We start from the raw sequence: 8,075 nt of genomic DNA on the forward strand, positions 1-8,075 counted from the left end.
CAGTATTTTAGCGGTGGTGACCAGCCACAAGCATAATCTCGCCATTTTGGCATTGGGGATTTATCTTTATTTTGTTATTTCCGCCTTTATGCTCGGCTATTTCCGCCCCGCGTTCCGCCAAGAATACCCCGTGATTGCGCTCAATCAAACACTGTATTACGTGCTGACTAAAAGTGACGACAAACTGATCTTGGCGCAATCGCTGGCGCATGATAACCGCACTTTTTACCTCACCCCGTGCAACCTCGAGCGCGACAACATCTGCCGCTTTTCGATGATAACAGTAGAAAATTAAAAGTGCGGTCAGCATTGACCGCACTTTGGTTTATCGAGAGAAAGTGCGGTTAACCGCACTTTGGTGTTTAGGCTTGTTTGCGTTTTTGGCGCAGGCCGAGCACGATGGTCAGCGCGAAGGTGACGGCGAATGAAATCACCATGCCGACGGAGTACATCACAATGCTTTCTGGCTTCATGGAGATGATGCCCGGCAGGCCCGCCGCGCCAAGGGCTTGGGCTTTGACGTGGAAAAAGGCGATAAAGGCACTGGACACGCCTGAGCCAATCATGGCGGCGATGAACGGGTAGCGGAAGCGCAAGTTCACCCCGAACATGGCAGGCTCTGTGATGCCAAGCAGGGCGCTGATGCCTGACGGCAGGGCAATCCCTTTGACTTTGGCGTCTTTGTTTAAGAACACCACCGCCAAACAGGCCGCGCCTTGTGCGATGTTCGACATCGCCGCGATCGGGAAGATAAACGTGCCGCCAGTGTGGGCGATGTCGGCCAGCAGTTGGGTTTCAATCGCGATAAAGGTTTGGTGCATGCCGGTGATGACAATCGGCGCATAAAGGCTGCCGAACAGGGCACCGCCAATAAAGCCCGCGCTGTCATAAAGCCAAGTGAGGCCGTCGCCAAGCCAAAAGCCGAGTTTGTGGGTGATGGGGCCAACAAAGGTGAAGGTTAAGACACCCGCGATAAACAGCGACAGCAACGGCGTTAACAGGTTGTCTAACACAGACGGAATCACTTTGCGCAAGTTCAGCTCCAACTGCGCCAAAATCCAAGTGGCGGCCAGCACGGGCAGCACCGAGCCTTGGTAGCCGACTTTTTCAATATGGAACCCAAAAATATCCCAATACGGAATCTCGCCTGAAAGGCTCGCGGCACTAAAGCCCCAACCGTTGAGCAAATCCGGGTGCACCATCAGCATCCCAAGGGCGGCGCCCAAAAACGGGTTGCCACCGAATTTGCGGCTGGCTGAAAACGCCAGCAAAATCGGCAAATAAACAAACGGCGCGTTGGCAAAGGTGTTGATCATCGCCGCCAAATCCGCCAAGTGCGGGTGGGCGTCAATCAACGATTGATTTTCAATAAAAAGCCCCTGCGCGGTGAACACATTGGCTAGCCCCATCAACAAACCGCCAGCGACGATGGCGGGGATAATCGGCACAAAAATATCCGCCAAGCCTTTGACCAAGCGCTGGAGCAACGGCTGCTTTTGCGCCGCTTGGGCGGCCACATCGCTTTTGTTCATATCGCCCAAGCCCAGCTGGCTGTTGAGCGCGGCGTACACTTTGTTCACGGTGCCAGAGCCGAAGATAATTTGGTATTGGCCAGCCACCGCAAATTGGCCTTTCACGCCGTCGATATTTTCAATAGCTTGTTTGTCAATCAGGCTTTCATCTTGCAGCACAATGCGCAGCCGTGTGGCGCAGTGGGCGAGTGCGGCAACATTGTTTTTGCCACCGAGCGCGGCGGTCAGCTGCGTGGCGATTTGGTCAACATTCATAAGCTCTCCTTATTGTATTACGATGAGGTGAGTATAGCTAAAACGTTACAGCTAATGCCAGATCATTTTGCTAAAACGTTTTAGTTTTGTGATTGTGATCACAAAATAAGCGCTTTGAGTTGCTTATCTGAATCGGTTTAGCTACACTTTTCTTAAATTTAAGGAGAGCATTATGACAACAGTTTGGCTTTTAGGGGATGCGGTGGTGGATCTGATCCCCGATGGCGCGCATTATTTGCGCTGCCCAGGTGGCGCGCCGGCAAATGTGGCGGTGGCCATTGCACGCCTCGGTGGCGAGAGTGCCTTTATCGGCAAAGTGGGCGCTGACCCGTTCGGGCGCTTTATGGCGCGCACCTTGCAAGCCGAGGGCGTGGCGACAACCGCACTTTATCTTGACGAAACCCAGCGCACCTCCACCGTGGTGGTGGAGCTTGACGAGCACGGCGAGCGCAGCTTCACCTTTATGGTCAACCCCAGCGCGGACCAATTTCTAACGCCTGCGGAGATACCGCACTTTGCCCCCGGCCAGTGGCTGCACTGCTGCTCCATTGCGCTGCTCAATGAGCCCAGCCGCAGCGCCACCCACCATGCGATAGCTGAAATCAAACGCGCAGGCGGCTTTGTCAGCTTTGACCCAAACTTGCGTGAAAGCCTGTGGCCGTCACGCGCGGCCATGCTTGAGCAGGTCCGACGCGTGCTGGCGCACTGTGATGTGATCAAACTCTCTGAAGAAGAGGCCTGCCTGCTGGCCGGCCAAAGCGCGCTTGATGAGGCCATCGCGCAGCTGCGCGCGCAATACCCAACCGCACTTTTGCTGGTCACCCTCGGCGCGCAAGGCGCGCAGGTGTGCTTCAAAGCGCAAAGTGCGGTCATTCCGAGCATTACCGTGCAGGTGGTCGACACCACCGGCGCGGGCGATGCCTTTGTCGGTGGCCTGCTGGCGGCACTGTCGCAACACGCCCAGTGGCAAAACTGGGAGACGATTGTTGCGTGCGTCCGCCAAGGGGCGATTTGTGGCGCGCTGGCCACCACCGCCAAAGGAGCGATGTCGGCACTGCCCGATAGCGCGGCAGTCCAAGCACAACAGGAGAGCTGATGCACGTTTTCAACCAAGGCAAATACCGCAGCCTGCACGCGGCAAAGTGCGGTGAGCTCAGCGCGCTGCGAGCGCAAGTGCAACGCGATGTGGACTTTCGACCGCACTTTCACATCGCGCCCCACACAGGGCTTTTGAACGACCCTAACGGGCTGGTGTTTGACGGCGAGCGGTATCACATTTTTTATCAGTGGTACCCGTTTGGTGTGCTGCATGGCATGAAGCATTGGGCGCATTTGACCACGCAGGATTTTCATCACTACCAACGCGCCACACCGTTGATTCCGGATGAAGTGTTTGAATCCCACGGCTGCTACTCGGGCGGTGCGCTGTGCACGGCGGAGGGGCTCGCGCTGTTTTACACCGGCAACACCCGCCAAGGGGCGGAGAATGTGCGCGTGCCATATCAAAACCTCGCGTTGATGGATAGCGCCGGCAACATTAGCAAGCGCAGCTTGATTGCAGGCAGCCCAACAGGCTACAGCGAACATTTCCGCGACCCAAAACCCTTTGTGGCAGGCGATGGCAGAGTCTATTTTGTCTGCGGCGTCCAGCGTGAGGACAAAACGGGCACGGCGTTGCTCTATGTGATGGACGATATCCACGCGCAACCGCACTTGCTTGGTGAGCTGGCGCTGCACGGCTTTGATAACCGCGATGTGTTTATGTGGGAATGCCCAGATTTGACCCAGTGCGACGGGCGCGATCTGTTCTTGTTCTCCCCGCAGGGCAAGGCGCAGCAGGCAACTACATTGCAAAACAACTACCACGCGCTCTATGCCCTTGGCACACGCAAGGGGCTGGATTTTTATGCCGATGCCATTGGCGAGATTGACCACGGCTTTGATTTTTACGCCCCGCAAACCGTCAACCAAGCCCAGCGCTGCATTATGCTCGCCTGGTGCGGCTTGCCGGATTTGACCTACCCAACCGACACCTATGGCTGGCATTCGATGCTGACCTTGCCGCGCGAGCTGGTACTACGCGGCGGCAAACTTTGCCAACGTGTGCTATCAGAAATTCACGCCAAATGCGAAAGTGCGGTGCGCGTCACGCTCGGCGACCGGCAAACCATTGCGCACCTAGACTGCTGCCGGCTGCGCGCGGCGTGTGACGGCAAGCCGTTTGACTGGACGCTGTTCGACAACCCGCAAGGGCAGTGCCTGCGGCTAAGTTATGACGGCAACACGCTGCGCCTTGACCGCACTTTGAGTGAGCAGACGGACACCATGCGCCAATGGGGCAGCGTGCGTCAGTGCGAGGTCGGCGAGTTGCGCTCGCTGGAAATGTTTATCGACCATTCGATCATCGAAATTTTCATCAACGAAGGCGCGCAGAGCATGACCTCGCGCTTTTTTATCCCTGCACGTGAGCCTGTGCTGACAAGCTCGCGCGTGATGGTGGCAGAGGTGGCCAAAGTGCGGTGTGATGAGGTGAGTGAATGAGCAAAAAACGCCTGACGTTAAACGACATCGCGCGCTTGGCTGGCGTGTCGAAAACCACCGCCAGCATTGTGCTCAACGGCCATTCGGCCAAATTTCGCATCAAGGCCGAAACGCGTGACAAGGTGCTGCACATCGCCCGCGCGCACAACTACACCGCCAATGTCTACGCCAAGGCGCTGCAAGCCCAGCGCAGCAATACCATCGGCATGGTGATCCCCGATTTTGCCAACCTCGGCTTTGCCGCCACCTGCACGCACCTTGAACAACTTTGCCACGAGCATGGCTTGCAGCTGCTGATCGCCTGCGCCCATGAGCAAACCGAGTTGGAAGATCAAGCCATCGAGCGGCTGCTGGAGCGGCAAATTGATTTGTTGATCACCACGCCCTCGCAGCCGAGCATGCAACGCTACGCCCGCGCGCAATTTGACGTGCCCGTGTTGCAGCTCGACCGCGCCACGGGTGATGGCGCCTTCCCCGCGGTGCTGACCGATGACGCCAGCGCCGTGACCGAGCTGGTGACACAACTGGCCAAGCCGCTTGGCATCAGCGAATTTGCCTACCTCGGCGGGCAGCCTCACCTGCGCCCGAGTGTGGAGCGCTTCAACGGGTTTCAGCAAGGATTGATTGAGGCCGGCATTGCCCTCAAGTCGCAGTGGGTGGTGCACAGTGCCTATCAGGCAGAAAGCGCGTTCAACGCCATCAGCGCCCTTTATGCCACCCACCAGCGGCTGCCGCAGGCGCTGTTCACCGGCTCCTATGCCATTTTAGAGGGCGTGCTGCGCTTTTTAAAACAACACCACTGGCTGGACCGCATCGGTGAGCGCTTTCACCTCGCCAGCTTTGACGACTACAGCCTGCTTGATTGCCTGCCTTATCCCATTCACACCATCCGCCAAAACCACCGCGCCATCGCCACCGCCCTGTTTGACAGCATCCAACTCAGCCTTAAAGGCGAAACCCCCACCAACAAAATCATCCCCGCCGACATCATCTGGCGATAAAAAACCGCACTTTAAAGTGCGGTTTTAGCAAAGTGCGGTTAGTTAGGTGAAGCGGTTTACCAATATTTATTAATTTCATCCCGCAATTGTTGTGCGGTTACCTTTCCCTTCTCGCCTGCTAGAGCACGCCCTGCGATAAAAGTCTTGGCATTGATGCCTTTAAAGAGGTGAATATCTTCAGGCACAATCCCACCTGTGATGGAAATTTCTAAGCCAAGGGCAGAGAGTTTTCTCATTTTTTCTAGATCTTGTTCTGTCCATCCTTTGCCAGCAAGTTCGGCATCACGCGAACGGTGATAGATCGCTTGCTTAATACCAAGATCAACCCAATTTTGGGCATCTTCAAATGTCCAGTTACCGTAAATTTCTATTTGAATTTCACGATTATCATTATAGCTGTCAGCGACTTTTTTACAGGCCTCAATAGTGGCAATGTGTGCTGCCGCTGATACTGTCAGCCAATCAGCTCCCGCATCAAAGGCCATTTTAGCTAAAATAGCACCGCCATCCGTTGTTTTCATGTCACACACAATAATGTGATTTGGGTGAGCGCTGCGCAGAGTACGAACAGCGTTCATACCTTCAGCAAAGGCTAAAATGGTGCCGATTTCGATAATGTCGACAGAATCAGCCGCATTTTGTGCAGTTTCTTGCGCGGTTTTAAGATCAAGTGAATCCAGCGCAATTTGGAGTAAAGGTTTTGACATAATATACCTCAATGTTATGAATTTAATGCATTATCAATCACAGTGTAGACTTCATCGTGAGTCTTGCAGCGTAAGATTTTGTCTAAATCAACACCTGTTTCACTGTCTGGGTCATCGAGCATTTGGGTTATTTCCATTAATCCTTGCATATGCTTGTTAGAGTCACTACCAGCAAGTGTGATGAGAACGTGAACAGGATCAGGCTCGCTTTCAAAATAGACAGGCTCGGTTAATGTTACCAGTGCAAATGCTGTACGGTTCACGCCGTCTTGTGGGCGGGCATGGGGCATCGCTAGGCCAGGCGCTAGAATAATATAGGGCCCCATTTTTTTGATGCACTCAATAATGGTGTCGTAATAGCGCGGCTCAATAGCGCCAGATTTGACCAGCATATCAGTGCCAATTTTAATTGCCTCTTGCCAGCTTGCTGCATGTTGATTGAGCTTGATAGAGTTATTTTCAATAAGCGATTGCTTTAAGTTCATATTGTCTCCTTTTCGCCCACCAAAGAAGTAGGCGAGTATGATTGATTAGCGAGCATGATGTTGTTTGATTAATTCAACCAATTCATCACCAAAGGAATTTGGATTTAGCATATTTTGTACACCTAATACCGCTTTTCCTTCTCCTACTTCAATTTCATTTGCCAAGTGGCGTGATGACACAATAATATCAACATCATTAAGACGAGATTTGTAATCTGTCACAGCACATGAATCCATAATATTAGGGATACCACGTTTATCAAGATAATTGGCAATTTTCATTTTCATCATCATTGAAGAACCTTGCCCACTGCCACAAACCGCTAAAATGCGAATTGGTTTTTCGTCGCTGGCGACAGTAGCTTCTGTTGTTGGCGCGACAGTTGTATCTTGGTCAAGATCGTCTAGATTATAGCCATCCATTTGTTCTAATGTTTTGCCAGCAGCGGCAGCGGCTGCTTCATCTGCGCGTAAGCGTTTTGATGCATAAGCCATGTAGACAAGGCAAAGTGCGAGGATGATAAAGAAGAAGAATGGAATGCTAACAATACCTTGTAGTACTGGTGGGAAGAATAGCGCCCAGTCAGCCATGCCCATCCAGCCATTGAAGATAGCGCCTTGAGTGGCAAGAAGATGGATAACCCATGCAGAGCCTAATACTTCAATCATACCCATGACTAAACAAATCTTGATGACAGCTTTCCAGCCACCAAAGTGGTTAGCGAATACCCCAATGGTGGCATTGGAGAAGAACATTGGAATAAATCCTGGGATGATTAAGATTGGTGCACCCATCGTAAGTAAAATACCCACAGCAATAAACTGACCAATTGCACCCCACATGAAACCGAATACCATCGCATTAGGTGAGAATGCATAAATTGCGGCACAGTCAATGGCCAATACAGCGTTAGGAATAAGTTTTTCTGAGATACCTTTAAATGCTTCTGAAAGCTCGGCAACAAACATCCGAACACCCATAACAATAATTTGGATGGCGACGGCAAATTTAAGACCTGTTTCCAAAATATAAACAGTCCAGTGCGTTTTTCCTGCCATGGCTTGAAGGTTAGTTAAACCGAAAGACAGTAAAATGATACCAAAGAACACAGTCATAACGATAGCGGTTGCTGAAATACTGTCGTGGAAAATGTGTAACCATTTTGGCAGATTTAGATGATCAACATTATCTTCTTTGTTGCCCAATTTTGGTGCAAGTTTAACGGCAATCCATGAAGCAATTTGTTGTTGGTGACCAATAGAAAAACCAGCCCCACCTGTTACCGCTTGGGTTGGTTTATACATAATATTAGACGAAATGCCCCAATACAACGCCATCAAAACAGCTGTATAGATGATGGTTTCCCACATTGAAGCGCCAATAATCATATAGAATACGGCAATTAGGCCAGCTTGTTGGAACATGATGTGGCCTGTCAGCATAATGGTGCGAATGCCCGTAAAACGACGGAAGACAACCAGCAAGATGTTTAATAAGAGTGCGAGAATAACAGCATAGCCCACCAGCCGTAATTATCACCCATAGCCTGAATA

General features: G+C 52.1%; 7 protein-coding genes and 1 pseudogene. 4 read left to right on the forward strand and 4 right to left on the reverse strand.

Annotated features, from left to right (window positions below; translation table 11 throughout):
- Positions 1 to 295: hypothetical protein (locus tag HPC37_RS10490; RefSeq protein ID WP_208123061.1), on the forward strand; the 295-nt coding region annotated here is incomplete at its 5' end.
- A 67-nt stretch (positions 296 to 362) separates the two neighbouring features.
- Here HPC37_RS10490 and HPC37_RS10495 read toward each other — a convergent pair.
- A complete protein-coding gene (locus tag HPC37_RS10495) occupies positions 363 to 1,787 on the reverse strand; it encodes a sucrose-specific PTS transporter subunit IIBC (RefSeq protein WP_208123062.1) in 1,425 nt (474 codons plus the stop codon).
- 172 nt (positions 1,788 to 1,959) lie between these two features.
- On the opposite strand from HPC37_RS10495, the gene HPC37_RS10500 reads away from it, so the two are divergent.
- From HPC37_RS10500 to HPC37_RS10510, 3 genes are read left to right on the forward strand one after another with little or no spacing between them, the layout of a single operon-like run.
- On the forward strand, positions 1,960 to 2,883 hold the full coding sequence (locus tag HPC37_RS10500) for an aminoimidazole riboside kinase (RefSeq protein ID WP_208123063.1): 924 nt from the start codon (positions 1,960 to 1,962) through the stop codon (positions 2,881 to 2,883).
- A complete protein-coding gene (locus HPC37_RS10505; RefSeq protein WP_208123064.1) occupies positions 2,883 to 4,328 on the forward strand; it encodes a glycoside hydrolase family 32 protein in 1,446 nt (481 codons plus the stop codon). Before HPC37_RS10500 ends, HPC37_RS10505 begins: the two co-directional genes overlap by 1 nt.
- Complete coding sequence (locus HPC37_RS10510) at positions 4,325 to 5,329, forward strand: LacI family DNA-binding transcriptional regulator (protein WP_208123065.1); 1,005 nt, start codon at positions 4,325 to 4,327, stop codon at positions 5,327 to 5,329. The genes HPC37_RS10505 and HPC37_RS10510 overlap by 4 nt, the downstream gene beginning before the upstream one ends.
- A gap of 56 nt (positions 5,330 to 5,385) precedes the next feature.
- Here the strand turns inward: HPC37_RS10510 and HPC37_RS10515 are convergent, their stop codons facing one another.
- From HPC37_RS10515 to HPC37_RS10525, 3 genes and pseudogenes are all read right to left on the reverse strand, one after another.
- Positions 5,386 to 6,036 carry a 3-keto-L-gulonate-6-phosphate decarboxylase UlaD gene (locus tag HPC37_RS10515; protein WP_208123066.1) on the reverse strand — a complete coding sequence of 217 codons (651 nt, stop codon included), beginning with the start codon at positions 6,034 to 6,036 and terminating at the stop codon, positions 5,386 to 5,388.
- A 14-nt stretch (positions 6,037 to 6,050) separates the two neighbouring features.
- A complete protein-coding gene (locus HPC37_RS10520) occupies positions 6,051 to 6,521 on the reverse strand; it encodes a PTS sugar transporter subunit IIA (protein ID WP_208123067.1) in 471 nt (156 codons plus the stop codon).
- Positions 6,522 to 6,566: 45 nt separating this feature from the next.
- Positions 6,567 to 8,075: pseudogene (locus tag HPC37_RS10525) on the reverse strand (PTS ascorbate-specific subunit IIBC); the annotation flags it as partial.

Source organism: Spirabiliibacterium mucosae (assembly GCF_014884965.1).
In the GTDB taxonomy this organism is placed as follows: domain Bacteria; phylum Pseudomonadota; class Gammaproteobacteria; order Enterobacterales; family Pasteurellaceae; genus Spirabiliibacterium; species Spirabiliibacterium mucosae.

Bases quoted from the DNA above. Each gene is read 5' to 3' on its own strand.
- HPC37_RS10505 (WP_208123064.1), top strand. From the start codon at position 2,883: ATGCACGTTTTCAACCAAGGCAAATACCGCAGCCTGCACGCGGCAAAG.
- HPC37_RS10510 (WP_208123065.1), top strand. From the start codon at position 4,325: ATGAGCAAAAAACGCCTGACGTTAAACGACATCGCGCGCTTGGCTGGC.
- HPC37_RS10520 (WP_208123067.1), bottom strand. From the start codon at position 6,521: ATGAACTTAAAGCAATCGCTTATTGAAAATAACTCTATCAAGCTCAAT.
- HPC37_RS10500 (WP_208123063.1), top strand. From the start codon at position 1,960: ATGACAACAGTTTGGCTTTTAGGGGATGCGGTGGTGGATCTGATCCCC.
- HPC37_RS10515 (WP_208123066.1), bottom strand. From the start codon at position 6,036: ATGTCAAAACCTTTACTCCAAATTGCGCTGGATTCACTTGATCTTAAA.
- HPC37_RS10495 (WP_208123062.1), bottom strand. From the start codon at position 1,787: ATGAATGTTGACCAAATCGCCACGCAGCTGACCGCCGCGCTCGGTGGC.